16 protein-coding genes are annotated in these 26163 nt (G+C 57.9%); 9 read left to right on the top strand and 7 right to left on the bottom strand.

Annotated features, from left to right (window positions below):
- Window positions 1–3 precede the first annotated feature (3 nt).
- The 3 genes from mdtC to ACZ3HG_RS06440 are packed head-to-tail and all read right to left on the bottom strand — an operon-like array spanning window position 4 to window position 7435.
- Window positions 4–3078: a multidrug efflux RND transporter permease subunit MdtC gene (mdtC, locus tag ACZ3HG_RS06450; protein ID WP_465332356.1), complete on the bottom strand. Its 3075-nt coding sequence runs from the start codon at window positions 3076–3078 to the stop codon at window positions 4–6.
- A complete protein-coding gene (locus ACZ3HG_RS06445; protein ID WP_465332354.1) occupies window positions 3075–6191 on the bottom strand; it encodes an MdtB/MuxB family multidrug efflux RND transporter permease subunit in 3117 nt (1038 codons plus the stop codon). The genes mdtC and ACZ3HG_RS06445 overlap by 4 nt, the downstream gene beginning before the upstream one ends.
- On the bottom strand, window positions 6191–7435 hold the full coding sequence (locus ACZ3HG_RS06440; RefSeq protein WP_465332352.1) for an MdtA/MuxA family multidrug efflux RND transporter periplasmic adaptor subunit: 1245 nt from the start codon (window positions 7433–7435) through the stop codon (window positions 6191–6193). Before ACZ3HG_RS06440 ends, ACZ3HG_RS06445 begins: the two co-directional genes overlap by 1 nt.
- A 255-nt stretch (window positions 7436–7690) precedes the next feature.
- On the opposite strand from ACZ3HG_RS06440, the gene ACZ3HG_RS06435 reads away from it, so the two are divergent.
- Entirely contained in the window at window positions 7691–8653 is a 963-nt protein-coding gene (locus ACZ3HG_RS06435; protein WP_191936600.1) for an aldo/keto reductase, read from the top strand.
- A 216-nt stretch (window positions 8654–8869) separates the two neighbouring features.
- A complete protein-coding gene (locus ACZ3HG_RS06430; protein ID WP_465332350.1) occupies window positions 8870–10066 on the top strand; it encodes an MFS transporter in 1197 nt (398 codons plus the stop codon).
- A 28-nt stretch (window positions 10067–10094) separates the two neighbouring features.
- Here ACZ3HG_RS06430 and yegD read toward each other — a convergent pair whose 3' ends face one another.
- Window positions 10095–11447 (bottom strand): molecular chaperone, encoded by a 1353-nt coding sequence (yegD, locus tag ACZ3HG_RS06425; RefSeq protein ID WP_191932900.1) that lies wholly within the window; start codon window positions 11445–11447, stop codon window positions 10095–10097.
- 182 nt (window positions 11448–11629) lie between these two features.
- Here yegD and ACZ3HG_RS06420 point away from each other — a divergent pair, with 182 nt between their 5' ends.
- A complete protein-coding gene (locus ACZ3HG_RS06420) occupies window positions 11630–13033 on the top strand; it encodes a hypothetical protein (RefSeq protein WP_465332348.1) in 1404 nt (467 codons plus the stop codon).
- Window positions 13034–13040: 7 nt separating this feature from the next.
- Here ACZ3HG_RS06420 and ACZ3HG_RS06415 read toward each other — a convergent pair whose 3' ends face one another.
- Both ACZ3HG_RS06415 and ACZ3HG_RS06410 read right to left on the bottom strand, forming a co-directional pair.
- Entirely contained in the window at window positions 13041–16370 is a 3330-nt protein-coding gene (locus ACZ3HG_RS06415) for a diguanylate cyclase (protein WP_465332346.1), read from the bottom strand.
- 154 nt (window positions 16371–16524) lie between these two features.
- Window positions 16525–17154: a phosphatase PAP2 family protein gene (locus ACZ3HG_RS06410; RefSeq protein ID WP_342214441.1), complete on the bottom strand. Its 630-nt coding sequence runs from the start codon at window positions 17152–17154 to the stop codon at window positions 16525–16527.
- A 247-nt stretch (window positions 17155–17401) separates the two neighbouring features.
- Here ACZ3HG_RS06410 and udk point away from each other — a divergent pair, with 247 nt between their 5' ends.
- From udk to asmA, 3 genes are all read left to right on the top strand, one after another.
- Window positions 17402–18043: a uridine kinase gene (udk, locus tag ACZ3HG_RS06405; RefSeq protein ID WP_062742835.1), complete on the top strand. Its 642-nt coding sequence runs from the start codon at window positions 17402–17404 to the stop codon at window positions 18041–18043.
- Window positions 18044–18067: 24 nt separating this feature from the next.
- Window positions 18068–18649, top strand: a complete 582-nt coding sequence (dcd, locus tag ACZ3HG_RS06400; protein WP_191932897.1) for a dCTP deaminase — start codon at window positions 18068–18070, stop codon at window positions 18647–18649.
- 61 nt (window positions 18650–18710) lie between these two features.
- A complete protein-coding gene (gene asmA, locus ACZ3HG_RS06395) occupies window positions 18711–20558 on the top strand; it encodes an outer membrane assembly protein AsmA (RefSeq protein ID WP_191932896.1) in 1848 nt (615 codons plus the stop codon).
- A 75-nt stretch (window positions 20559–20633) separates the two neighbouring features.
- Here the strand turns inward: asmA and ACZ3HG_RS06390 are convergent, their stop codons facing one another.
- Window positions 20634–22199: a TerC family protein gene (locus tag ACZ3HG_RS06390; RefSeq protein WP_465332342.1), complete on the bottom strand. Its 1566-nt coding sequence runs from the start codon at window positions 22197–22199 to the stop codon at window positions 20634–20636.
- A gap of 811 nt (window positions 22200–23010) precedes the next feature.
- Here ACZ3HG_RS06390 and wbaP point away from each other — a divergent pair.
- The 3 genes from wbaP (at window position 23011) to ACZ3HG_RS06375 (ending at window position 26157) form a co-directional block, all read left to right on the top strand.
- Window positions 23011–24444, top strand: coding sequence for an undecaprenyl-phosphate galactose phosphotransferase WbaP (gene wbaP, locus ACZ3HG_RS06385; RefSeq protein WP_191932894.1), 1434 nt, complete (start codon window positions 23011–23013; stop codon window positions 24442–24444).
- Window positions 24445–24573: 129 nt separating this feature from the next.
- Window positions 24574–25707: a polysaccharide export protein gene (locus ACZ3HG_RS06380; protein WP_062742830.1), complete on the top strand. Its 1134-nt coding sequence runs from the start codon at window positions 24574–24576 to the stop codon at window positions 25705–25707.
- Between the two features lie 15 nt (window positions 25708–25722).
- Window positions 25723–26157, top strand: a complete 435-nt coding sequence (locus ACZ3HG_RS06375) for an arsenate reductase/protein-tyrosine-phosphatase family protein (RefSeq protein ID WP_062742829.1) — start codon at window positions 25723–25725, stop codon at window positions 26155–26157.
- Window positions 26158–26163: the final 6 nt, after the last annotated feature.

Genomic DNA, 26163 nt, shown 5'->3' with positions numbered 1-26163 from the left:
GCATCAGCGTTCCTCTGTGACGGCCGTTAAGCGTGGTTTACGTCGCAGTTTATCCATGTACAGATAAACCACCGGGGTGGTGTACAGCGTCAGCAGCTGGCTCATCACCAGACCACCAACGATGGTGATCCCCAGCGGCTGGCGCAGCTCTGCCCCGTCACCGCTGGTCAGCACCAGCGGCAGTGCGCCAAACAGCGCGGCGAGCGTGGTCATCATAATCGGCCGGAAGCGCAGCAGGCTGGCCTGGAATATGGCGTCGCGCGCCGTCATTCCTCCGTTACGCTGGGCGTCGAGAGCGAAGTCGACCATCATTATGGCGTTTTTCTTCACGATGCCGATCAGCAGCATTATGCCTATCAGGGCGATCAGGCTGAATGGCGCACTGAACAGCTCCAGCGCCAGCAGCGCGCCCACCCCCGCGGAAGGCAGGGTCGAGAGAATGGTCAGCGGATGAACGTAACTTTCATACAGGATCCCCAGGACGATATACACCGTGGCGATGGCAGCGACGATTAGCCACAGCTGGCTGCTCTGCGTCTGCTCAAACACGGCGGCGGTTCCGGAGAAGCTGCCGCGCACGCTGGACGGCACGCCCAGCGACGTGATGCTGCGGTCAATCGCGGCCGAGGCCTGCGACAGCGACACCCCTTCCGGCAGGTTGAAGGAGACGGTAGAGGCCGCAGACAGGCCCTGATGATTCACTGATAGCGGTGAGTTCGCCGGCTGCCAGTGGGCAAACGACGACAGCGGAATGGACTTACCCTCGCTGTTAATCACAAACATCTGCGTCAGGGCGCTGATATCCTGGGTGTAACGCGGGTCTACCTCCATCACCACTTTGTACTGGTTCAGCGGCTGATAGATGGTGGAAATCTGGCGCTGGCCGAAGGCATTATTCAGCAGATTATTGGCATCGGCAACGTCAATTCCCAGTCGCGACATGGTGGCGCGATCGTAGGTCAGCGCCATCTCAGCCCCTTTATCCTCCTGGTCAGAATTGACGTCCGCCAGCTCCGGCAGGGCGGCAAAGGCACGGCGGATTTTGGGCTCCCATTCGCGCAGGTCGTCAAGGCTGTCTGACAGCAGCGTATACTGATACCCGGCGTTGGATTCGCGACCACCAACGCGGATATCCTGCACCGCCATCAGGAACAGGTTGGCGCCAGGTTCTTTTGCCAGCTTGCCGCGCAGGCGGGCAATCACCTGCTGCGCCGTGTCGCTGCGCTGGTTCAGCGGTTTGAGCGAAATAAACATCGAGCCGCTGTTGGTGCGCGACCCGCCGGTGAATCCCACCACGCTGGCGACCGCTGGATCGGCATGGACGATGCGCATAAAGTCTTCCAGCTTGCCGCGCATTGACTGGAACGAGATGCTCTGGTCGGCCTGGATAAAGCCCATCAGCCGCCCGGTGTCCTGTTCCGGCATAAAGGTTTTAGGAATGGAAATATAGAGGTAAACGGTCAGCCCGATGGTGGCCAGGAACACCAGCAGCGTCCAGCGCGCATGGTCCATCACGCGGTGCAGCGTGCGGCCATACCCCTGCTGAACCGCCAGCAGTATCCGGCCAAACCCGCGAATACGCGGCTGGGTGTGCCTGGGCTTATTGCGCAGCAGCAGCGCGCACATCATGGGCGTCAGAGTGATGGAAATCACCAGCGAAATAGCGATGGCCACCGACAGCGTGACGGCAAACTCCTTGAAGAAGCGGCCAATGATGCCGCCGAGCATCAGAAGAGGGATAAACACCGCGATCAGCGAGACGCTCATCGAGACGACGGTGAAGCCGACCTCGCGTACCCCCTGCAGTGCCGCCTGCAGCGGCTTCATCCCGGCTTCGACATGACGAGAAATATTCTCCAGCACCACAATGGCATCGTCGACCACAAAGCCGGTCGCCACGGTCAGCGCCATCAGCGACAGGTTATTCAGACTGAAGCCGCACAGGTACATCGCGGCAAAGGTACCGATCAGCGACACCGGCACGGCCACCGCCGGGATCAGCGTGGCACGGCCGGATCGCAGGAAGGCGAACACCACCAGGATCACCAGACCGACGGAGATGGCCAGCGACTGCTCCACCTCATGCAGCGAGGCGCGAATGGTCGGTGAACGATCCTGGGCGACCTCCAGGTGAATCGACGCGGGAATAATGTTGTTCAGTTCAGGCAGCTCACCCCGGATGCGGTCAACCGTATCAATAATGTTGGCTTCAGGGGCCTTACGGATCAGCAGCAGGATCGCCGGTCGGGCGTTGGACATCCCGGCGTTACGCACGTCCTGCACCGAGTCGGTCACGCTCGCCACGTCCTGCAGGCGCACCGCAGCGCCGTTATGGTAATGCACGATCAGCGGCTGATATTCAGCGGCGGTCTTCAGTTCATCGTTGGTCTTCAGCCACCAGCGCTGGTGGCGATCTTCAATCGCCCCCTGCGGCTTGCGCACGTTGGCGCTGGTGATGGCCGTACGCACCGCATCCAGCGAAACGCCCTGGTTAAACAGCGCCTGCGGATTGAGCGCCACGCGCACCGCTGGCAGTGAGCTGCCGCCGATGCTGACATCGCCGACGCCGTCGATTTGCGACAGTTTTTGCGCCAGCTGCGTCGAGGCATAGTCATACAGCTGCCCCGGGGAGTAGGTGTCTGATGTCAGCGTCATGATCATGATCGGCGCATCTGACGGGTTTGCTTTACGGTAGGTGGGGCGGCCGGGCATCCCGGTGGGGAGCAGGCTCTGGGCGGCGTTAATGGCCCCCTGCACATCGCGCGCGGCACCGTTGATATCACGTTCAAAATCAAACACCAGGATGATGCGCGTACTGCCGAGCGAGCTGGTCGAGGTCATCTCGGTGATCCCGGCGACGCGGCCCAGCGCCCGCTCCAGCGGGGTCGCCACCGAGGAGGCCATGGTTTCCGGTGAGGCACCCGGCAGCGAGGCGCTGACCATGATCACCGGGAAGTCCACCTGCGGCAGCGGGGCCACCGGCAGGAGCCGGAAGCCCAGGATCCCTGCCAGCAGGATCGCCACCGTTAGCAGCGTGGTGGCGACGGGCCGGTGAATGAACAGGGCGAAGAATTTCACTCGGCCTCCCGCTTCACCAGGCGACGCGTTGCCCGTGACAGACGGTCAAACAGCAGGTAGATCACCGGCGTGGTAAACAGCGTCAGCACCTGGCTGACCACCAGGCCCCCGACCATTGCCGTTCCCAGCGGGCGGCGCAGCTCCGCGCCAACGCCGGTACTGAGCATCAGCGGCAGGGCACCGAACAGCGCGGCCAGAGTGGTCATCAGGATCGGACGGAAGCGCAGCAGGCAGGCCTGGTAAATGGCCTCGTACGGGGTCATCCCTTTTTCGCGCTCGGCCGCCAGGGCGAAGTCGATCATCATGATGGCGTTCTTTTTCACGATACCGATCAGCAGAATAATGCCGATGATGGCAATCACATCCAGCTCGCTGCCGCTGATCAGCAGCGCCAGCAGGGCACCCACCCCGGCGGTAGGCAGCGTGGACAGGATGGTGACCGGATGAATAAAGCTCTCGTAGAGCACGCCCAGCACGATATACATCGCCACCACGGCGGCGACAATCAGCCAGACAGTGCTGGACAGCGCGGCCTGGAAGGCGAGCGTGCTGCCCTGGAACTGCGTCATGATCTCCGACGGCATGGCAAGGGATTGTTCTGTCTGGCTGATGGCATTGACCGCCTGCTCCAGCGAGTATCCCTTATTCACATCAAACGAGAAGGTGGTGGAAGGGAACTGGTCAAGGTGGTTAATCGTCAGGGCCGTGTGGCGCTGCTCTACGCTGGCAATCGTACTGAGCGGCACGCTGCCGCCATCGGTGCTTTTCAGCCGGATGCTCTGAAGCGCAGCCAGGCCCGGGGTCCGGGTCGTGTCATGTTCCAGCACCACGCGGTACTGATTGGCCTGGGTATAAATTGTTGATACCAGACGCTGGCCGAAGGCGTTATACAGGGCGTTGTCGACGTCAGACAGCGAGATGCCCAGGCGGCTGGCAACATCCCGGTCAACGCGGATATAGGCTTCCAGCCCCTGATCCTGCCAGTCGCTACTGACGGATTTCAGTTCGGGACGGGTGGCCAGCTTCGCCTGCAGTTTGGGCACCCACAGGCTGAGGGATTCAAGCGAACCGGCCTGTAGCGTGAACTGATACTGCGTCCGGCTGGCCTGGGTATCAATCGTCAGGTCCTGTACCGGTTGCAGCCAGAGGGTAATACCGGGCAGGTTGTCGATCTGCGCCTGCAGACGGGCGATCACCGCCGGAATGCGGTCAGCCCGCTCATCCAGTGGTTTAAGGTTAATCTGCAGTCGCCCGCTGTTCAGCGCGGCATTGGTGCCATCCACGCCAACAAAGGAGGTCAGGCTCTGTACCGCCGGATCTTTCATAATGATCGAGGCCACTTCCTGCTGGCGCTGTGCCATATTGCTGTACGAAACTGACTGAGGGGCCTGTAAGGTTCCCTGAATAATGCCGTTATCCTGCACCGGGAAGAAACCTTTCGGGATCGCCAGCCACAGCAGTACCGTCAGTGCCATGGTGCCCATCGCCACACCCAGCGTCAGCCACGGATGGCGGAGGACTTTTTGCAGCATGCGGCCATAGCGGGCAATCACCCGTTCAAACACCGCTTCGCTGGCGCGGGAAAAGCGGTTCTGCTTGCGCAGGGACTCGGCGCTTAACATGCGTGCGCACATCATCGGCGTCAGCGTCAGTGACACTATCGCTGAGATGAGAATGGCCACCGCCAGGGTAATGGCGAACTCGCGGAAAAGACGGCCGACGATGTCACCCATAAACAGCAGCGGGATCAGGACCGCAATCAGCGAAAAGGTGAGGGAAATAATGGTAAAGCCTATCTCGCCCGCGCCTTTCAGCGCGGCGGTCAGCGGTTTTTCGCCTTTTTCGATGTAGCGCGAAATATTTTCAATCACCACGATGGCATCATCGACTACGAAGCCGGTGGCAATGGTCAGCGCCATCAGGGTCAGGTTGTTCACCGAGAAGCCAAAGAAATACATTGCCGCGAAGGTGCCGATTAATGACAGCGGCACGGCGACGGCCGGAATAATCGTGGCCGCCACGTTGCGCAGGAACAGATAAATAATCATTACCACCAGCGCCAGAGCAAGCAGCAGCTCAAACTGCACATCATGGACGGATGCGCGGATATTGGTGGTGCGGTCGGTCAGCAGTCTGACTTCTACCGACTTGGGCAGCGAGGCGGTAAGGGCAGGCAGCATCTGGCGAATATTATCGGCGGTAGCAATGATGTTCGCCCCGGGCTGACGCTGAACATTCAGTACAATCGCCTGCTGCCGGTTGGCCCAGGCCCCGAGCCAGCTGTTTTCCGCGCCCTGTTCCACGCTGGCGACGTCGCCCAGCCGCACCGGTGCGCCATTCTGGAACGCGACGATCAGCTGCCGGTAACCCTCGGCGGTTTTAATCTGGTCATTGGCCGACAGGGTAATTGAGCGTTCCGGCCCGTCCAGGCTGCCTTTGGCCGAGTTGACGTTAGCATTGCTGATGGCAGTGCGCACGGTTTCGCTGGTGATATTCATCGCCGCCAGCGCCTGGGCATTGAGTTTCACCCGGACCGCCGGGCGCTGACCGCCGGAGAGGGTGACCAGGCCCACGCCGGTCACCTGGGAAATTTTCTGCGCGACGCGGGTTTCCACCATATCGGCGACCTGAGTCATTGGCAGGCTGGTGGTGGTGACGGCCAGGGTCATAATCGGCGGATCCGCCGGATTCACCTTGCTGTAAACCGGCGGGTTAGGCAGGTCAGACGGGAGCAGGTTGGTGGCGGCATTGATGGCAGCCTGCACCTCCTGTTCGGCCACGTCCAGCGGCAGCGCCAGCTGGAACTGCAGGGTGACGACCGAAGCGCCTCCAGCGCTTTGCGAGGCCATCTGTTTCAGGCCAGACATCTGGCCGAATTGACGTTCCAGCGGCGCAGTGATCGCCGAGGTGATCACGTCCGGGCTGGCCCCGGGATACAGGGTCACCACCTGAATCGTCGGGTAGTCGACTTCCGGCAGGGCAGAGACGGGCAGGGCGCGATAGCCGATAATCCCCGCCAGCAGAATAGCAATCATCAGCAGCGTGGTGGCTACCGGGCGCAGGATAAACTGGCGGGAGGGCCCGCCGCCGGGCGTTGGGGGCATCACCTGCATCAGTCGCTGGCTCCTCTGGCGGGCTGGGCACTTTTACCCGAGGTCAGCGGCGTGGCCTGCGGGGCGACCACTTCCACTTTTGCCCCTTCCGTCAGGCGGTCAATCCCGTCGGTGACCACCTTTTCCCCGGCTTCCAGTCCGGCTTTGATCACCGCTTTTTCGCTGTCCTGGAATTCGATGGTGATGATTTTTTTACTCACCTTACTGTCACTGTTGACCACCCAGACAAAGCTGCCCTCGTTGCCCATCTGCAGCGCTGCGGCCGGAATGACAATCGCATCCTGCAGCGTGCTGACTTTCAGGCGGGCGTTAACAAACTGGTTGGGGAACAGGCGGTCATCCTGATTGGTGAAGCGGGCTTTCAGCTTCACCGTACCGGTGGTGGTATCAATCTGATTATCCATACTCAGCAGCGTCCCCTGGGTCAGCAGCGTGCTGTTGCCGCGATCCCAGGCTTCGACCGGAACGGGCCCGCTTTTTTGCGCGCTGAGGATGGCAGAGATATCATTTTCCGGCAGGCTGAACACCAGATCGATCGGGTGGGTCTGGGTGATGACCACGATGCCGTTGGTGTCGCCGCTGGAAATATAGTTGCCGACGTCGACCTGTTTCAGGCCAACGCGACCGTCGATGGGGGCAGTGACCCGGCTGTAGGTGAGATTAAGCTTTGCGCTGGCGACGCTGCCTTCATCGGCTTTCAGCGTGCCCTGGCTTTCGCTGACCAGCGAGCGCTGGGTATCCAGCTCCTGCTGTGACACCAGACTGGTTTTAGCCAGCTTTTCATAGCGGGCGAGGTCGCGCCGGGCATTGGCCAGCGTAGCCTGACTTTTTGCCAGCTGCCCTTCGGCCTGCATTAGTGCTACCTGATAAGGACGCGGATCAATCTCTGCCAGCAGCTGTCCGGCTTTCACTTCCTGGCCTTCTGTAAAATGCAGCGCCATCAGGTCGCCGTCGACCCGGCTGCGCAGCGTAACGGTATTGGCTGCCGTGACCGTACCCAGCCCGGAGAGATACTGCGGCACGCTCTGCCGCACCGCTTCAGCCGCCTGCACCGGCGAGGCCATGCCACCCGAACCACCCGCCCGTCCCGCGCCGCGAGGGCCTTTGCCCCGCGCCGGTTGCGTCCCCTCTGCGGGCTGTGCCTGCGGGCTGCCACTGTGGCTGTACCACCAGTAACCGCCTCCGGCTATCAGCGCAACGGCTATCACCAGTGGGATCAGGGGGAAACGACGCGGTGTATTCATGTTGTTGGCTCTCAGTGGATCAGGCTCATGCCCAGGCAGGACAAAAAGGTGTCCCGAATTTTATAAGGATAGCGAATTTCAACCGCTGAAAAATGAAGGAATTAAGGATAACTGTATAGTTATCCGCTGTCGCGGCGGCATCTTTTCTTTTTTATCTTTTCTGGTAAATACATTGCCACAAATGGACGAAGCACGATCCCGCTTCTTTGTTAGACTTATGGGCTGCGTTACTGGCTTCCAATCAGGAGAATCATTATGAGTACTTTAGAACATCGCCAGCTGGGCCGCTCCGGTATCCAGGTTCCGGTGCTGACCTTTGGTGGTAATGTGTTCGGCTGGACTATTGATGAACAGACCTCGTTTTCTCTGCTGGATGCGCTGGTGGAGAAGGGGCTTAACTTTATTGATACGGCGGATGTCTATTCTCGTTGGGCACCGGGAAATAAAGGTGGCGAATCAGAAGTCATTATTGGTAACTGGCTGAAAAAAAGCGGTAAACGTGACCAGATAGTGCTGGCGACCAAAGTGGGAATGGATCTCGGGGATGGCAAAACCGGACTGGCACCTGCCTATATTCGCCAGGCGGTGGACGCCTCGCTGAAACGCCTGCAAACCGACTATATTGACCTGTATCAGGCTCACCGTGATGATGCTGATACCCCGCTGCAGGAGACGCTGGCCGCGTTCGATGCGTTGATCAAAGAAGGTAAGGTGCGCGCTATCGGTGCTTCTAACTATGCTGACGACCGCCTGCGTGAGGCGTTGAAAATCAGCGCGGACAATGGGCTGGCGCGGTATGAAACGCTGCAGCCGGAATATAATCTCTACGATCGCGCAGGCTATGAGAGCGGGCTGGAGCAGGTGGCGGTGGAGCACGGCCTCGGCGTGATTAACTACTACTCCCTAGCCAGCGGTTTCCTCAGTGGAAAGTACCGCAGTAAAGAGGATGCGGCGAAAAGCGCCCGTGGCCAGGGTGTCGTCGAAAAGTATCTGAACGATCGCGGCCTGAAAATCGTCAATGCGCTGGTCCAGATAGCCGATGCCCGTCATGCCTCGCCTGCGCAGGTGGCACTGGCCTGGCAGATCGCCCGTCCGTCGGTCACCGCGCCGATTGTCAGCGCCACGTCGCTGGCACAGGTCGACGAACTGGCGAAAGCCGCCGTTCTCAGACTGAAAGATGAGGATCTTCGTCTGCTGTCTGAAGTCAGCAGCTACTAAACGTCGCTGAGTATTGCGCACACCAGGCCCGCCTTTGCGGGCCTTTTTTGCGCCGGACAGTCTCCCCAGGCCTGGCCGATGTTCTTTCTGCAGGTTTCAATTCGTTACTCTCCTTCCCGGTGACTTATTGCCGTTTTCAGGCATGATAGGCGCATCTTATCGTTAACCTTTCGTGCCTTTTTGGGTCTCACTGACCTTTTCGCCAGGGGAAATACCATGTCCAAACGATCGCTTCAGGCTTTGTGTCTGATGAGCTTTTTTCTTGCCGATGTGCGTGATGGTCTTGGCCCTTTTTTAGGCATTTTTCTCACCGACAGGCAGTGGACACCGGATGATATCGGCCTGGTGATGACCGCCGGCGGTCTGGCCGGTCTGCTGGTCACTATCCCGGCCGGGATCATGATCGATGCCACCACCCGCAAGCGTCTGTGGCTGCTGGTCTGCTGTGCCCTGATAACCGCGGCCACGCTGTGGCTGTGGTATCGTCCTGAGCCGGTTGCCGTCACACTATCGCAGATAGCGACCGGCATCGCCGCCGCCTTTATTGGTCCGGCGCTGGCCGGTATCACTCTGGGGATTACCGGAGAGGCCGGTTTTAACCGCCAGATGGGGCGAAACGAAGCGTTTAATCATGGCGGGAATATGACGGCGGCGGTGCTGGCAGGCGTCGCCAGCTGGTACAGTGGCATTGGGGCCGTTTTTGTGCTGATGACCGGGATGGCGGTGCTGACCTCCGTTGCTGTTCTTGCCATTCGTGAACAGGATATCGATCATGCCGTTGCCCGTGGACTGACCTCTGCGCAGGAGGCCACTTCGGTACCGCGCCTGTCGGTACTGATAAAAAATCCGCTGTTGCTGATTACCGGGCTGACCCTGCTGCTTTTCCATCTTTCCAATGCTGCACTGCTGCCTATGTTAAGCATGCGCGTCGCCTCGGCGTCCGGTTCCGGGGCCATTAACCCCGGTCTGTATGCGGCTGCCACGGTGGTGATTTCGCAGTGCGTGATGATCCCGGTGGCGCTGTTTACCGCCGCGCGCATCGAGCAATATGGCTACCGGCGGCTGATTATGGTGGCGCTGATGGTGCTGCCTTTCCGTGCCGCGATTGCCGCCGGATTTGCCGAGCCACTGGCGATGATCCCGGTGCAGATTATGGATGGGCTGGCGGCGGGCATTCTCGGCGTGGCGCTGCCGGGTTACGTGGTCAGCGTGCTGAAAGGTACGGGGCATGTTAATGCGGGGCAGAGCATTATTATGTTTATGCAGGGGGCCGGGGCGGCGTTCAGTCCGGCGCTGGCCGGATTTATTGCCACGCGCTACTCGTTCAGCGCGGCGTTTAGCGTACTGGGCGGGGTAGCCCTGCTGTCGCTGATCCTCTGGTGGCGGGCGGGAAGGGCGCGTTCAGTAGTCTGACCGGGCTGGCCGGTCAGACTGCGAACGATTAACGGAACATCACCTGTGCCCAGCGTGCCAGGCCTGCGGTCACAGAGCCGAAGTCATCGCCGCTGGCCAGCGGAATATCCGGCAGCTGCTGCTGTAATGCCGCACGCAGCACCGGCGATTTCGCACTGCCTCCGGTCAGATAAATCACGTCAGGACGCGTGCCGCTGGTATTTAAGGCCAGGGTGACCTGCTCCTGAATGCGTTCCAGCGGCTGGCTGATGGCCGCTTCCAGCGCGGTAACGCTGATGCCTGTTTCCAGTCCGGCGTCGATAAAGTCCAGCGCGGTCTGCACCTCGTCACGCTGCGACAGAATGATTTTGCTCTCTTCGGCGGCACGCACCAGACGATAGCCCAGCCGCTGCTGCCACACTTTAAGCAGGCGCTGTACTTTAGCTGGTTCTGCAGCATCGCGGATCAGGTCCTGCAGCTGCTTGCGTGAGGCGGCGGCATAGAAGTCACTCTGCGCAGGCACATCGTTAATCGCGACGGCGTTCCACCACGGCAGGGCTGGCAGCCCGGTACCTTTCACGGTTTCACCGCCCAGCCCCAGCAGCGGCATCAGTTCCTTAAACGCCAGCATGATATCCAGGTCGTTTCCCCCCACGCGGCAACCGCTGTGACCCAGCAGACTGTCGCCACGATCCGCTTTATCGTGCCACTGCGGGCCCATCAGCAGCATGGAGCAGTCGGTGGTTCCCCCGCCGATATCCACCACCAGCACCCGGGTTTCTTTCGTCAGCGTCGCTTCAAAATCCAGCCCGGCAGCTACGGGTTCAAACTGGAACACCACCTCCTGGAAACCGGCGCGGCTGGCCGCACGTGCCAGAATGCCTTCCGCCTGCTGGTTGGCATCATCGCCGCCCAGTCCCTGGAAGTTGACCGGACGACCGATCACCGCCTGAGTGACGCGCTCGTTCAGATGACCTTCAGCGGTCTGGCGGATGTGCAGCATCATGGCGCAGACCAGATCTTCGAAGAAAGCGACCTGCTGTGGTTTCAGCCCGCTGGCTCCGAGGAACGATTTGGGGGATTTCACAAACCACACGTCCTCCGGGTCATCCATGTACTGTGCCAGTGACGCGAGGCCGAATTTGACGCTGCCCGGCAGGACGTCGATATCCTCTTCGCGGTTAAACGCCAGCGCACGGCGCAGCAGCGCCTGGTTTTCTGCCTGTGGGGTAGGGACCTGATGATGACGGAACAGCCATTCGCTGACGGCATCACGGGTGGGCGCACACAGCATTGAGGGTAAATAAGGCGAGTCCTGCTCTAACGGCAGCAGCTTAGGGGCACCGTTTTCCATGATGGCAATAGAGCAGTTTGCCGTACCGTAGTCGAAACCGATAAACATCGTTTCCTCCGCTGAGTGGGAAAAAAGGGGGCGACTTTAGCCTGAGTGCGCTGGCGGCGCAAGCGGCAAGAGAAGGTTTACCACGTCGTCTTTTATTTATCGGCCGGCTTTGTATAGAATCGCGTCCACAAAATGGAATAACCGCCCTGCCATCCGGCAGAGGGCAGGGAGTGGATGTGAGCTTGTCTGTATTTTTAATCCTGGTGTCGCTGACGATTGCCCCTCTGGCCCTTGGCATCACCGCGCTGGTGCTGGCCCTGCGCTGGCGTCATACCCGTTCCCGCTGGGTACTGCTGGCATCACTGCTGCCACAGTCGCTGATTATCGCTCTGTTACTCTGGCCGGCGGGGCTGAGGGTTGTGGAGTTTGCGCATGAGGTACTGCTGTTAATGGTGTCCCTGCTGACCTGGCTTACGCTGCTGCTGGCTCGCTGGCAGCGGCGCGATGTCCCGCCGGTAAAGGCGCTGGTCACCGGATGGCTGCTGTTTACCGTACTGACTGCCGCCTTCTGGTTTAACCCGGGCCACCAGAGCACCATGGCGTGGACGCGGCACGAGCGGCAGATGCAACATAACCTGGTGTTGCTGGAGCAGGGTGCCATCACGCAGCTGAACCGACTCCCTGACGACAGCGCCCGCGAGCTGTTTTACCGCGCAGCGGCAAAAGCCTATCCCGAACAGACGCTGCGCTATTTTATCCGGCGCGGACTTTCGCCGCTGGATAAAGGGGAAAATGGCTACTCTGTCCTCAGCAATGCGATTGAAAGCCATAATACGGTCGCCCTGAAGCTGTTTTTTTCGGTGATGACCCCGGCACAGATCCAGTCACTCTCCTTTGATTACGATCCGCTGCGCGATCTGCGTCTCGAGCCGCCTGCGGGCGAGGCGCGGCAGCAGCGTTTTTATGCGACGATGGCCCTGCTGCTGGCGGCACGTCCTGACTGGATAAAGCCCCGTCTCCCGGACGCACCCTCTTACATGACCACCGCCCTGTTTACAGGCATCGGCAGCACGGCGAATTTTCTGCTGGCGTATGAGTCAGCCCCGCAGGGCCTCTGGCGGCTGATGCTGCTGGCGCTGAATGACGACACCGCAACGCTGATGGCGGCAGTACGTCAGCAGCCGTTGCTACTCGAGCAAACGCTGTCCGACGGTAGCGGGCGCGATCTGACCCTGATGGCCTGGATGATTAAGTATGCTCCACCACCGACCCGGGCGGCGTTACTCAACAGCGGGCTGATTGTCTGGGATCATTACCTTGAGCCGGAAAGGCAATTTGGTGAGAAAGGGATGACCAATGCGCTGATTGATGAAGCCCGGGGTAACTGGCGCTACCGCGACGAGACCACCAGCGTGCTCCAGCAGGTACTGTCCAGCGCCATTGCACAGGGAGTGACTCTGACGCCGAAGCAGATGCTGGCGGTCTTTCGCTATGAAGATGATCCGCAAACCCTGCACATCATGCTGAAAGCGGGTTTGCGCTGTGCGCCGCTGATGTCGGCCAGCGCACAGCTGCTGACCGGCGCGGAGCAGGATGCGAAGGTGCAGGGCTGGATCACTCAAGCTTGTCTGCACCAGCCGAAATAAGGGTGAATTATTTGATGGCGAAGTAGCTGTTCATCAGCATCGACGCCAGCGGCTGGCGGGGCGCGATGGTATCGCCCCACACCACGTCGATGCCAATGGAGGAGAGCGTGTTAAGGGCCACCGGCAGCTCTACGGGCCCGGCGAGAGTGGCAATACCCAGCCGCCGGGCGTGGCCGTGAATGATCGACACCATCATCTCATCCATCAGGTTACAGTGGACGTTGGCCACCAGCTCGCTGGCGAGGTACAGATAGTCAATTTCGTCGGCCGGCAGCTGGTTAAACGCATCCAGATTGCGGCCAAAGTCGCGCAGGACAATCCGGCTACCGGCGGCGCGAAGGCGGGCAATATTGCGGTGCAGTGCTTCATCTGGCTGGCTGAGAACGTCGGCATTGAGGGCAAACCAGAGGGTATTGGCCGGTACGCTGTAGCGGGCAAACTGGGCCAGCGTATCGTTAATGAAAGCGTCATCGCGCAGCCCGAAGCCGGAGATCGGCAACGCCAGGGTCAGGCCTTTACTGATGGTTCCCTGCGCGTAGTGCTGGAAGAATTCTCTGATCAGCTTGCGGTCCAGTTCGACAAAAAGATCGCTGTCCTGCAGCCCGGCGCGGAAGCTGGTTTCATCAATTTCATCCCCTTCTGGCGTAAACAGCTGCATCTCTGCCAGCCAGAAGCTGGTGGCATGGATTTTTCCCGGCGGGGAGGCCGCCCACACCTGCAGGCGCATCGGTTGATGAGCAATGATATGCGCATTTTCAGCGCGGGTCATGACTGGCTTCAGTCGTTTCAGCAGGTGGCTTTCGTAGAAGGACAGTCGGCCGCGTCCGTTATGCTTGGCGTGGTAGCAGGCAAGGTCTGCCTGCGCCATCAGTTCGCTGGCGCTGTCCGTGCTGACCGGCGTGAGACCGGCGCTGGCACCGACGTGATGCAACCGGCCCTCCCACAGGAAGCCATAATCGCTAACGGCGCTAATAATACGGCCCACTGTCTCGCCGGCTTGCTCCAGCGTGCAGTCCGGCAGCAGGACGCCAAACTCATCGCCGCCCAGGCGGGCGAGGAAATCGCCGGTCCCCAGATGGCGCTGCATCACGCCAGCGATGTCACGCAGCAGGGCATCCCCGGCCGCATGGCCTGCGGTGTCATTGACGGATTTAAAGCGATCGAGATCGATAAACACCAGCACGTGCTGCTGCTCTGCCCCGGAGAGGGTCAGGCGTTTAAGCTGATGCTCGAAGCTGGCGCGGTTAGGCAGGCGCGTCAGCATATCGTGCGAGGCGCTGTAGCTCAGACGCTTCAGCATTTCACGGGATTCACTGACGTCCTGGATCACCATTACGCTGCCGATGTTTTCACCGGCCAGCGTTTTCAGCGGTGACAGGCTGTAATGCACGGCGAACTGCTCACCGGAGCGGTTGTGTAGCACCAGCTCGGCATCGGGCTCTCCCGGGGTTTTCTGCTGCGGCAGGTCGCACAGCAGCAGATTTTTACGCTCCGGGTCCTGGCTGCCCTGGGTCAGATGCAGGATCTCGCTCAGGGGTTTACCCGAGGCCTGATGCTGGAGCCAGCCGCTCATTTTTTCTGCCACCGGATTCATAAAGATCACCCGCATCTCTTCGTCGGTGCTGATCACGGCTTCACCAATGGCATCCAGGGTGATGTGCATGCGCTCTTTCTCTTCATAAAGGGCGTTGGTGAGCAGGCGTAAGTCGGTAACGTCCTGATTTATGCCAAGCATACGTTCGACGTTGCCATTCCGGTCCAGCAAAATATTGCACTGGGCGCGGATATGACGCACGCCGGTGTCCGTATTAATACGATACTCAACGTCGACCGGCATGGCATTTTTAGCGGCGTTATCAAACATGCGGATAGCGCCTTCCCGGTCGGCCGGGTGCAGCCGGTTAACCCAGTCCTGGTACGAGGCCTGGGCATTGGCTGGCATCTGATAGAGCTGGAACATACGCTTATCCCAGCTCATCACGCCGTTTTGTAAATCCCACTCCCAGACGCCGATCCCGCCGGCTTCATTCGCCAGGGTGATCCGTTCCATCAGGCGCTGGTTCACCTCCTCCGTCTTTTTCAGATCGGAGATATCTTCAATCTGCGCAATAAAGTAGAGCGGCTGCTGTTCGCTGTCGCGTACCAGTGATACGGCCAGCAGGACCCAGAGGATCTGGCCGTTTTTATGAATATAACGCTTCTCCAGGCTGTAGCTTCTGATCTCGCCTGCCAGCAGAGCGTGCATCTGTTCCAGATCGGCGTCGAGATCGTCGGGGTGGGTCAGCGTCTGAAAGTTCAGGACGCTGAGTTCCGTCCTGCTGTAGCCCAGTATTTTGCACAGGGAAGGGTTGACCTGCATCCAGTCGCCGCGGGTTGATACCAGCGCCATACCAATAGCTGAATACTCCATGGCGTGGCGAAAGCGCGTTTCGCTTTCAGAGATGTGCTTACGCTCTTCGCGAAATGAGTGCATCACCAGCGTCATGATATGGCTGGGGATCAGCGCCAGCAGGAACGGGACCCAGGGCATGGACACCAGCATCCGGGCATTAATGATGTCGTCAGGGATCAGCTGCAGGGCCAGCATCAGCGACATCATTGAGATGGTCGCAAGGTAGATCACAAAGGCTTCAAAGCGGGGCAGACGGACCGCGCTGTAAAACAGGATCACAATAACAAAGGTAAAAGGCCAGGGGACATAGCGCAGTGAGAGCCAGCACAGTGCCAGCGTGACAATCAGCGTGAGCAGGGTTTCAAACAGCACGTTCTGGCGCAGATGACGGCGCAGATAATCCGGCTGCCACAGCAGACAGACCGGGCCCAGCGCCAGCATGCCAATCACCTCAGAGATGCTCCAGGTGGTGAAGAAACGCAGCGACGAGTGGCCGTCAAAATGCAGCAGCCAGCTGGCCAGTAGCCCACCGATCAGCGGCGTCATAACGCCGACGGCGACCATCATTTTGCACCAGCTAAACAGCGAGTTCAGCGGTTTGTCACGATCCAGCAGCAGGCGCAGCAGTGCGCCCCCCAGCAGAGCCTGGAGCAGATTGACCAGCGGGAACTTCAGGTTGGCCAGCGAGGGACCGATGACCAGGGCGTTGGCCACGGAGACGCCGACAACGCAGCACGCCAGCAGCAGGGGCAGGCGGTGCAGGGGGTGACGGAATACTACGATGGTCATCAGCGCGGTGGAAAACCACAGCGGCGATATCTGGCCGCTGACCTTGATCAGCTCAAGACAGTAAAAAGTGACGACAAAACTTAACACTCCCAGCAGCAGGGCGTTAACCCACTGTTCGCGCCGGGAGGTTACCGGTGATAAATTTTTTGTCGTCATTACATATCCAGCATGGCGCCGATATAGGCATAATCTTAATATCTTATGCCCATGCTGGCATAACAAATAAGCACTATTTTCGCCAAAACCAAAAGATCGCGTTATTCGGACGATTGAACCCAGGTCTGCCGGTGAAAAGAGAGTAAAAATGCCCTCACTGACGCAGTTTGAGCAACTCCTCGCGGGTCCAGGCGTGGTCGATACCGGCAATCTGCACGGACAGCCGCTGCAGGAATTGCTGGGTGGTGGCGATGCGGCCGTGGCCGATCAGTAATAACGGCAGCAGCAGGGCGATCCCCAGCTGTAATGGTGAGAACCCGCGCGGGCGGATGTGACGCTGGCTGAACAGGAAGACGCTGCTGAGGGTAAACCCCAGCGTCAGCCCGGCAACCACCTCACTGACGGAGTGGTAGTTCAGCACCAGGCGGGAAAGACCGACCATCAGTGGGATCAGATAACCACAGGCCACCGCTACGCCCCGCCAGATGTTCGCCAGGCGGCCACTCAGCAGCCAGAGCATCACCGGCCACAGCGTGGCGGACATGGCACTGTGGCCACTGAAACCGGTGAAGTTGAAGCGCGCACTGCCAATGCCAAACCCGAGAAAGGCGATTTTAGACAGGCTGACCACGGCCCCGGCCGTGCAGAAAGCGAGCACCCAATACCAGGCCGTGCGTTTATCGTCGCTTTTATAGTGGAGCAATAACGCCATAATAGCAGCGGTCGGGATCAGCAACATGCTGTCGCCGAAATAGGTTAAAATATGGACGAGATGCCAGGACACACGGTTTCCTTTTTGCTGTTTTTCTGTCGGCCAGTTTATCGGTGAAAGTGATTGTCGCCTAACGGGAAAGTCTGAAAAGGTCCCAGGCGCTTTTTTCTGGCATCAGCAGGGCTAACTCCCTATAATTGCGCCCGCTATACCCTTCAAATTCATGCTGCAGGTGTGTCGGCAGCCACTGTCTGCCTGTAGCGCTAAATCTGCCGGGTGTGCTCACCCTTATATTGTCTCAGAATCAGGTCTTTAATATATGACTGACAAGTCACATCAGTGCGTCATCGTAGGTATCGCAGGTGCTTCTGCCTCGGGAAAAAGTCTTATTGCCAGTACGCTGTATCGTGAAGTACGCGACCGCGTCGGTGATGAAAATATTGGTGTCATCCCCGAGGATGCCTACTATAAAGACCAGAGTCATCTCACCATGGAGGAGCGGGTCAAGACCAACTATGACCATCCCAGCGCCATGGATCATAACCTCCTGTTACAGCATTTACAGATGCTGAAAGCCGGGCAGCCGATCGATCTGCCAGTCTACAGCTACGTTGAGCATACCCGTACCGCGCAGACGCTCTGCCTGAAACCGAAGAAAGTCATTATCCTTGAGGGGATCCTGCTGCTGACCGATGCGCGCCTGCGCCAGGAAATGAACTTTTCAATTTTCGTTGATACCCCGCTGGACATCTGCCTGATGCGACGCATGAAGCGCGATGTTAACGAGCGCGGGCGTTCAATGGATTCGGTAATGGCACAGTATCAGAAGACGGTACGTCCGATGTTCCTGCAATTTATCGAACCGTCAAAGCAATATGCCGATATCATCGTGCCGCGCGGCGGGAAAAACCGTATTGCCATTGATATCCTGAAAGCGAAAATTAATCAGTTCTTCGAGTAACCGAAGTGTCTGCTGGAGTCCCTCATGAGATTATGTGACCGCGATATAGAAGCCTGGCTCGATAACGGCAAACTGGGTATTGAACCGCGCCCACCGGTCGAACGCATCAATGGCGCGACCGTCGATGTGCGCCTCGGTAATCAGTTCCGCACGTTTCGCGGTCATACGGCACCGTTTATTGATTTAAGTGGCCCGAAAGATGAAGTCAGCGCAGCGCTGGATCGCGTGATGAGCGACGAAATCGTGCTGCCGGAAGGGGATGCGTTTTATCTGCACCCCGGTGAGCTGGCGCTGGCGGTGACGCTGGAGTCGGTGACGCTGCCGGACGACCTGGTGGGCTGGCTGGACGGACGCTCTTCCCTGGCGCGACTCGGGCTGATGGTACACGTTACCGCACACCGTATCGATCCCGGCTGGCAGGGCCGTATTGTGCTGGAGTTCTATAATTCAGGTAAACTCCCCCTGGCACTGCGTCCCGGCATGCTGATTGGCGCGCTCAGTTTTGAACCGCTGTCCGGGCCGGCCGCCCGGCCTTATAACAGCCGTCAGGATGCCAAATACAAAGGTCAGCAGGGCGCAGACGCCAGCCGCATTGATAAAGACTAAGCTTAACAGCAAGGCGGGCAGCGTCTCTGCGGGTTGAAAGCATGGGGTTTAAGGAGAAGGCATGAAAAGATTTATTACCACCCTGGCTATCTTACTGGTGGTGATGGTGGCCGGTATGACCGCGCTGGTCGTGCTGGTGAATCCTAATGATTTTCGCGCCTATATGGTTCGCCAGGTGGAGCAGCATAACGGTTATCGCCTGGCGCTGAACGGCGATCTGCGCTGGCACGTCTGGCCGCAGCTCAGTATTCTTTCTGGCCCGATGACGCTGACCGCCCCCGGGGCCTCCCAGCCCGTGGTCAGCGCTCAGAATATGCGGCTGGACGTCAACCTGCTGCCGCTCCTCTCCCATCAGCTTTCCGTTAAGCAGATCATGCTGAAAGGCGCGGTGGTGCGCCTGATGCCCGACAGTGACAGCCAGCGTCCGGCCGATGCCCCCATCGGCCCCGTCGATGACAGTGACGTGACCCGGGTCAGTGACGTCGCCCGTGGCTGGAAGTTTGATATTGCCCACCTGCGCATTGCCGACAGCCTGCTGGTCTGGCAGCAAAATAATGGTGAGCAGCTCAATGTGCGTGATTTTAATCTGTCGCTGGATCAGACGCAGCCGCGCCTGGCGCATCTGACCTTTAGCAGCCGGATTAATCGCGACCAGCGTGAACTGCAGGTCAGTATCGACAGCGATCTGAATATTGCCGATTACCCACGGCGCATTGATGCGGTGGTGAACCAGTTCGATTACCAGCTGAAAGGGGCCGATCTTCCCCAGGAGGGGGTCAAAGGCAGTGCCACCATGAAAGCACAGTGGAATGCCGCCAGCCAGCAGTTCAGCCTGGCGGACATGATGCTGACCGCCAATGACAGCAAGCTGACCGGTAGCCTGGCCGGCACCCTGGGTGCGCGGCCGCAGGTGAGTGCGGATCTGCATGCGGCCAGTCTCAATCTTGATGCCTTGCTGGGGCTGACTCAGGTATCACCCGGCGACGCCACCGGAGGGGACCAGCGTTCCGGTCCTGCGCCGGTGATCGCCGCTCTGCCAGAGTATGACAACGCCAACTCTCCGCTCAATGCGGTGGACGGCAGCATCAGGCTGGCGGCCGACAGGCTGAACTGGCGTGGCATGCAGATAAGTGATGTCCGACTGGATGCCATCAATAAGCAGGGACTGCTGACGGTCAACACCTTCAGCGGCCGTGCCGCAGAGGGGCGTTTCTCTCTGCCGGGAACCGTTGACGTGCGCAACGCTGTCACCAAAGTTACTCTGCAGCCGGAGCTGAATCAGCTGTCGCTCTCCCCACTGTTGAACAGTCTTGAACTGCCGGCCAAAGTCAGCGGGGCACTGTCGATGACGGGCCGTTTCTCAGGCGAGGGGCTGACGGTGGATGCCTTTAAGCGTCACTGGCAGGGCAGGGCAGATCTGAGCATTAAAGATGCGCAGTTTGCCGGGCTCAACTTCCAGCAGCTGATCCAGCGGGCGGTGGAAAACAGCAGTAATAAAGTGCAGGGCCAGAGCAGTGACAATCAGGCGAATCTCCAGCAGGTGCAGGCATCACTGGCCCTGAAAAATGGCGTTTTCGACTTCGGCAAGCTGGATGCACACTCCGGTACGCTTAACTATACCGGGGCCGGATCCATCGATGTGGTTAAACGGGCGCTGGATATTCGTTTTGGTGTGACGGTGACCGAAGGCTGGATTGGCGACAGCACGCTGATACAGCGCTTGCAGCAAACGCCGGTACCGCTGCATATCTACGGCCCCTGGTCGGCCATCAACTACAATCTTAAAGTGGACCAGGTTCTGCGCCAGCAGCTGCGCGATGAAGCGCGCGATCGGCTGAAAAAGTGGATGGAGGGCAACCCGGAAAGCGATAAGAAGGATGATGTCAAAAAGGTGCTGAAAGATCTGTAATGGCGGCTGAGTGACGGGGCAGGGGCCGACCATGCTTTCCGGTCGTCCCCTGCGGATAATCTGCATCCGTCAAAATTAACCTTCGTTGTGATTCGGGATAATCTGCACTTTCTGCACCCGGTGGCTGTCAACCTGCAGGGTGCGGAACAGATACTCCCCGACCTGTACCTCTTCCCCTTCCTGCGGCACGTCCTGTAGATGTTCCATTAACAGACCGGCCAGTGTGTTGTATTCACGTTTTTCATCCAGCTCCAGCGGTAAATGCATCGCCAGGTCATCCAGCGGCATATGGCCGTTGGCCGTCCAGCTGCCGTCAGCATTTTGCTGAATGTCATGGCGGGGGTCGAGCTTTTCCCCCTCATTCGGCAGATTACCGGCAATGGTTTCCATCACGTCACTCAGCGTGACAATCCCCTCGACCGAACCGAACTCATCCACCACAAAGGCGAAGTGGGTGCGGGCGGCGCGAAACTGCTCCAGCGCGGGCAGCAGAGTCAGCTGTTCCGGGAAGACCAGCGGCTGGCGGATCAGCCCCCTTATATCGAGGTCGTTGCCGTGCAGCGCCTGCTTCAGCAGGTCGGTCACGTGGACGACGCCGAGAGGGTCATCGCTGTTCTCGGTAATAATCAGGCGCGTATGCTGATTCTGATCGAGCAGGGCCATGATTTTTTCCGGCGATTCCGCCAGGTCAATATGCTCAATTTCATGTCGGGAGGTCATAATGCTGCTGACGCTGCGCTGGCCCATCGCCAGCACGCGCGCGATCATCATGCGCTCCTGTTTGTTAAAGATGGCTTTGCGTCCGGCGCTGTCGGCCACCAGTGAGGACGTTTCCGCATCCAGTTCCGCCTGCTCATGATGGCCGCGCAGCAGCCTGAGCACGGCTTCTGCGGTGCGCTTGCGCAGCGGTGAGCGCGCAGACAGGAAGCGGCGGCGGTTAAACTGTGCCAGCTGGTTCAGCGCTTCAATAATCACCGAGAAACCAATCGCCGCGTAGAGATAGCCTTTGGGAATGGAATAGCCAAAGCCGTCGGCCACCAGGCTGAAGCCAATCATCAGCAGAAAGCTGAGACAAAGAATAATGATGGTCGGGTGGCCGTTGACAAAGCGGGTGAGGGGTTTACTGGCCAGCAGCATCAGCAGGATGGCAATAATCACGGCTGCCATCATCACCGCCAGGTGGTCAACCATCCCGACGGCGGTGATCACCGAGTCCAGAGAAAACACGGCATCCAGCACCACGATCTGCGCCACCACCGGCCAGAATCGCGCACCGCGCTTTTGCGGCCCCTCTTCTTCATCTTTACCTTCCAGCCGTTCGTTCAGCTCCATTGTCGCTTTAAACAGCAGAAACACCCCGCCCACCAGCATAATCAGGTCGCGGGAGCTGAACGCGTGTCCGCTCAGGCTGAACAGCGGGCTGGTCAGCGATGACAGCCAGGAGATAGACGCCAGCAGCGCCAGACGCATCAGCAGGGCCAGCAGCAGGCCGGTGACGCGGGCACGGTCGCGCAGGGCAGGGGGGAGCTTCTCCGCCAGAATGGCAATAAACACCAGGTTATCAATACCCAGTACCAGTTCCAGCAGGACCAGCGTGACGAGGCCGGCCCAGATTGACGGGTCGGCGATCCATTCGAACATTATTTTCACCTGAACAGCATATGTAAGGATCAATGATGGGTCGTAACCGGCCCCATTTCAACCGCTAATCCGGGTTGAGGCCTCTGTTCCGCCCGCGCTGCACAGGAAAGCAACATGACTGGCCGGGAAATAACCGGAGATGCCGAAAGTCTTAAACTGTTTCTTTTCAGGAATAATCGTATAGGGCCAGATTGATTAAAGAGTAATACTTATCACCGGAATACAAGGAGGTAAGATTAATCTTATTTTTAGGCAGGGAATTAATCTTGAATTTACTTTAAGAGGAGAAAGGGAATGAGCGGTACTGACGCAGCATTAACGTAGTCTTAATCCTAAAAGAAGGTACGGGCGCGGGGAGCCTCTTGTAAACAGGCCAGTTATAACTAGTATAGCAACGTGTTACTGAATGTCTGCGTGGATGTTGAATTTAGCGCAGTGCAGGCGGACCCAATGTTGATTTATGTGAATGAAGACACATTTCCGCTGAATGAACGCTAAAGCCTGCCGTGAGAGATGACAGGTAAACAACATGAAACGGCAACATTTTACAGCGCATTGGCAGCTACAAGCCAGGGGCGGTAGCGTGTCCTGACGAGTCTTGAGACTGTTCAGGAAGCGCCGCGGAACAGTAAACGTTCATGTTGATTTTCTTGCCAAAATCTCTAGCCGCTATGCCAGCTACGATGACCTTTTTGTCAGACTCCCTAAATAAGTTTCCTGTGTAATAACTGATGTGTTGATTAAATACTCATCTCACCAGGTCAGAGACCAATAAAACACAGGCTTTCTAAGATAAAATTAAGAGTTAACTATGCGCGATATTGAATTTACCTTTAAAGGGTTGTTAATAAAACTGTCATTAGCTCTCTCAGATCTCATCTGTTTTAATGCAGCACTGGCCGTGGCCATTTTGCTGATTAATAGTTTCCCTGGTGATATTCTGTCAGATATTCCTTCTGTCGATCTTAAATTGACGATAGCGACACATATTATGCTTTCTGTTGTGTGTGTCGGTTGGTTCTGGGTGAGATTGCGTCATTATACATACCGCAAACCTTTCTGGTTCGAGTTAAAAGAAGCACTGAGAACAGTGCTGGTATTTTCCGTTATTGCCTTGTCCATCAGCGCATTGTCCAAATGGGAACTGTCCCGCTGGATTTGGGCATTAACCTGGCTGCTGGCGATGGTGTTGATCCCCGTCGGCCGTGCGGTGGTTAAACGGGTGCTTAACCGTAAAAACCTTTGGAAGAAACAATCCATTATTCTCGGCAGCGGCAAGAATGCCGAAGAAGCCTGGCAGGCGCTGCAGAGCGAAGAGGTCATGGGCTTTGACGTGGTGGCCTTCTTCGATGTCGACGGCAGTCAGCCAGCCCTTGAGCTGTTTGGTGTGCCGGTGATTAAAGACGAGCAGACGCTGTGGTCGCTGGTGAACAGCGAAACGCAGTTTATTGTCGCCGTGGAATATGAGCAGAGTCAGTCCCGCGATCTGTGGCTGAAAAATCTGGCCAAGCATAACTGCCGTTCGGTGTCGGTTATTCCTTCATTACGTGGTGTACCGCTTTACGGTACGGACATGGCTTATATCTTCAGCCATGAAGTGATGATCCTGCGCGTAAATAATAATCTCGCCAAGCGCACGTCACGTTTCCTGAAGCGCGCCTTCGACCTCGTAGGGGCTCTGAGCATTATTACCATGCTGCTGCCGGCGTTAGCCGCGCTGATCTTTATGGTCTCCCGCGATGGCGGTGCGCCGATATATGGCCACGAACGCGTGGGCTTAAATGGCCGCAAATTTAAATGTCTGAAGTTCCGCTCGATGGTGGTGAATTCGAAAGAGGTGCTGGAAGAAGTCCTGCGCACCGATCCGGCCGCCCGGGAAGAGTGGGACAAAGACTTTAAGCTGAAAAATGATCCCCGCATTACGCGCGTGGGGCATTTTATCCGCAAGACCAGCCTGGATGAATTACCGCAGCTCTGGAACGTGGTTCGCGGTGAGATGAGTCTGGTGGGGCCACGTCCGGTGATCGAAGCCGAACTGGAACGCTATGCGGGTGATGTTGATTACTACTTTATGGCCAAACCAGGCATGACCGGTCTGTGGCAGGTAAGTGGACGTAATGACGTGGATTATGAAACCCGTGTTTACTTCGACTCGTGGTACGTCAAGAACTGGTCACTGTGGAACGATATCGCCATTCTGTTCAAAACTGTTGGTGTGGTTCTGAAACGTGATGGGGCTTATTAAACGGGGCCAGAGGGCTGACAGATTATGACCTACAGATACAGTGCCTGATTTGAGCAATTAGCAACGCTTAGACGCTACACAGCGGCGGTCTCGCCACTATCATTCACATTACTGATAGCGATGAACTAGATGATTACAATCAAAACTAAATTGATTCCCCTGCTGGTTTCAGCAGCGTTCCTTTCCGGTTGTACTATCGAACCGGGTAGCCACCTTTCCACTTCGGGTAAAGATGTTGTCAAACAGCAGGACAGTGATTTCGACATTGATAAATACGTTAATGTCTTCCCGCTGACACCGAGTCTGGTTGAGCGTATGCGGCCAAAACCGGTCGTCGCTCAGGCGAACGATGCCCTGCAGCGTGAACTGCAGTCGTATGAATACCGCGTTGGTGTGGGCGACGTACTGACCGTCACTGTCTGGGATCACCCGGAGCTGACGACACCATCCGGCCAGTACCGTAGCGCCAGCGACACCGGTAACTGGGTCCATTCTGACGGCACTATCTTCTATCCCTATATCGGACGGGTGAAAGTGGCAGGGCGTACGGTGCAGGAGATCCGCGATGAGATCGCGCGTCGCCTGGCTCAGTACATCGAAAGCCCGCAGGTTGATGTCAGCATCGCCTCGTTTAAATCACAAAAAACCTACGTGACGGGTGAGGTGACCACCTCAGGTCAGCAGCCGATTACTAACGTGCCGCTGACCATTCTTGATGCCATCAATGCCGCCGGTGGCTTAACCGCGACCGCCGACTGGCGCAACGTGGTGCTGACGCACAACGGACGTGAGCAGCCGATCTCCCTGCAGGCACTGATGCAGAACGGCGACCTGTCGCAAAACCACCTGCTTTACCCGGGTGACATTCTGTATGTACCGCGTAACGACGACCTTAAAGTCTTCGTGATGGGTGAAGTGAAACAGCAGGCCACCCTGAAAATGGACCGCAGCGGTATGACGCTGTCTGAAGCGCTGGGCAATGCACAGGGCATGGATCAGACCGTTGCCGATGCAACGGGCGTGTTCGTTATCCGTCCGACCAAAGGGCCTAACCGCAGCAAGATCGCCAACATCTATCAGCTGAATACGAAAGATGCCGCCGCGATGGTAATGGGGACCGAATTCCAGTTAGAACCGTATGACATTGTTTACGTCACCTCGACGCCTCTGGCACGTTGGAACCGCGTGATTTCGCAGCTCGTTCCGACCATCAGCGGTGTTTACGATGCGACCCGTACCGTGCAGACGCTTCATAACTGGTAACCGCCGGGAAACATTATGATTAATTCAATCTTAGTTGTTTGTATCGGAAATATCTGCCGCTCCCCCACCGGGGAGCGGCTGCTGAAATCCGCACTTCCTGAGAAGAATATCGCATCCGCGGGACTGGGGGCCATGGTGGGCCAGGCTGCTGACGAGACTGCCAGCAGCGTGGCCGCAGAACGTGGGGTGTCACTGCAGGGGCATGTGGCACAGCAACTGACTTCTGGCATGTGCCGGGATTACGATTTAATCCTGGTGATGGAAAAAAAACATGTCGACCAGGTCTGCCGCATCAACCCTTCCGTACGAGGCAAAACCATGCTGTTTGGTCACTGGATCAACCAGCAGGAAATTGCCGACCCGTATAAAAAAAGCCGCGATGCCTTTGAGGCCGTGTACGGAATCCTTGAAAACGCTGCCCAGAAATGGGTCAACGCATTAAGCCGATAGTTGGGA

This window comes from Erwinia sp. PME.40.26/001 (assembly GCF_055556675.1).
Note: the sequence above shows the minus strand (reverse complement) of the source record. Positions and strands in the feature narration are given on the sequence as shown.